The sequence below is a fragment of the Microbacterium sp. CFBP 8801 genome (genome assembly GCF_014839455.1).
Lineage (GTDB): Bacteria > Actinomycetota > Actinomycetes > Actinomycetales > Microbacteriaceae > Microbacterium.
The window spans coordinates 1-2,215 of the sequence record NZ_JACYNU010000037.1 but is presented as its reverse complement, the minus strand read 5'-3'; the positions used below and the strand labels follow the sequence as shown (position 1 = coordinate 2,215).

Genomic DNA, 2,215 nt, shown 5'->3' with positions numbered 1-2,215 from the left:
CCGTTTGCTCTTAAAGACTTGAAATCACATGAGTTGAATCGTCAAAAAATTGACTAATGATCTTTAAGATCATCTTCACCACACAACCCCGAAGAGTTGCATGGAAGATGCTCGCGTCCACTGTGTAGTTCTCAAAGTACGGGCGGTACCCCACCCCAACCACCGGAACACCGGCGCCGAGACGAGGCCCACAAGGAAACAGCCACCAACCACCCCAGCCCGAAGACTGACGCAATCAGCGCCCGGCCCCTCAGGACCCAACAGCGTGCATGTGCAAAAAACTCCGACCCAGATCATTCCAATAGCAAGCTACGTACTAGACCCAGAAACATCGTCCCCCACACCTCATCAAATGTTCCACCCATGAGCTACCGGCAGACACATTCGGTCTGATCCGGCGCCTGGACACCACACGCTCCAAAGAACCCGTGATGCCAGATGCTCCTTAGAAAGGAGGTGATCCAGCCGCACCTTCCGGTACGGCTACCTTGTTACGACTTAGTCCTAATTACCGATCCCACCTTCGACGGCTCCCTCCACAAGGGTTGGGCCACCGGCTTCAGGTGTTACCGACTTTCATGACTTGACGGGCGGTGTGTACAAGACCCGGGAACGTATTCACCGCAGCGTTGCTGATCTGCGATTACTAGCGACTCCGACTTCATGAGGTCGAGTTGCAGACCTCAATCCGAACTGGGACCGGCTTTTTGGGATTCGCTCCACCTCACGGTATTGCAGCCCTTTGTACCGGCCATTGTAGCATGCGTGAAGCCCAAGACATAAGGGGCATGATGATTTGACGTCATCCCCACCTTCCTCCGAGTTGACCCCGGCAGTATCCCATGAGTTCCCACCATTACGTGCTGGCAACATAGAACGAGGGTTGCGCTCGTTGCGGGACTTAACCCAACATCTCACGACACGAGCTGACGACAACCATGCACCACCTGTTTACGAGTGTCCAAAGAGTTGACCATTTCTGGCCCGTTCTCGTATATGTCAAGCCTTGGTAAGGTTCTTCGCGTTGCATCGAATTAATCCGCATGCTCCGCCGCTTGTGCGGGTCCCCGTCAATTCCTTTGAGTTTTAGCCTTGCGGCCGTACTCCCCAGGCGGGGAACTTAATGCGTTAGCTGCGTCACGGAAACCGTGGAATGGTCCCCACAACTAGTTCCCAACGTTTACGGGGTGGACTACCAGGGTATCTAAGCCTGTTTGCTCCCCACCCTTTCGCTCCTCAGCGTCAGTTACGGCCCAGAGATCTGCCTTCGCCATCGGTGTTCCTCCTGATATCTGCGCATTCCACCGCTACACCAGGAATTCCAATCTCCCCTACCGCACTCTAGTCTGCCCGTACCCACTGCAGACCCGAGGTTGAGCCTCGGGATTTCACAGCAGACGCGACAAACCGCCTACGAGCTCTTTACGCCCAATAATTCCGGATAACGCTTGCGCCCTACGTATTACCGCGGCTGCTGGCACGTAGTTAGCCGGCGCTTTTTCTGCAGGTACCGTCACTTTCGCTTCTTCCCTGCTAAAAGAGGTTTACAACCCGAAGGCCGTCATCCCTCACGCGGCGTTGCTGCATCAGGCTTCCGCCCATTGTGCAATATTCCCCACTGCTGCCTCCCGTAGGAGTCTGGGCCGTGTCTCAGTCCCAGTGTGGCCGGTCACCCTCTCAGGCCGGCTACCCGTCGACGCCTTGGTGAGCCATTACCTCACCAACAAGCTGATAGGCCGCGAGCCCATCCCAGACCGAAAAATCTTTCCAAACACGACCATGCGATCACGTCTCATATCCAGTATTAGACGCCGTTTCCAGCGCTTATCCCAGAGTCCAGGGCAGGTTGCTCACGTGTTACTCACCCGTTCGCCACTGATCCACCAAGCAAGCTTGGCTTCACCGTTCGACTTGCATGTGTTAAGCACGCCGCCAGCGTTCATCCTGAGCCAGGATCAAACTCTCCGTAAAAGAAAAATGCCCACCCAACCGGAATAAGGTCAAGGCAAGCGAGTTCAATCTGACCAAACAGGAAGTCAAAACTGACTATCCAGATGCCAACCCCCAAAAAGAGGATTGGACTTTGATCCAAAGGAATTCTCGCGATCCGAAGACCGACGAGGATAAAATTGGCATTTGACAAGTGCACGCTGTTGAGTTCTCAAGGAACGGACGCACCCACAGAAACAATCTCTCGACCTACCCGTGAGGCAAT

General features: G+C 54.5%; 1 rRNA gene. It reads right to left on the bottom strand.

What is annotated here, in order from left to right:
• Positions 1-449 precede the first annotated feature (449 nt).
• A 16S ribosomal RNA gene (locus IFR11_RS16070) occupies positions 450-1,971 on the bottom strand.
• Positions 1,972-2,215 lie beyond the last annotated feature (244 nt).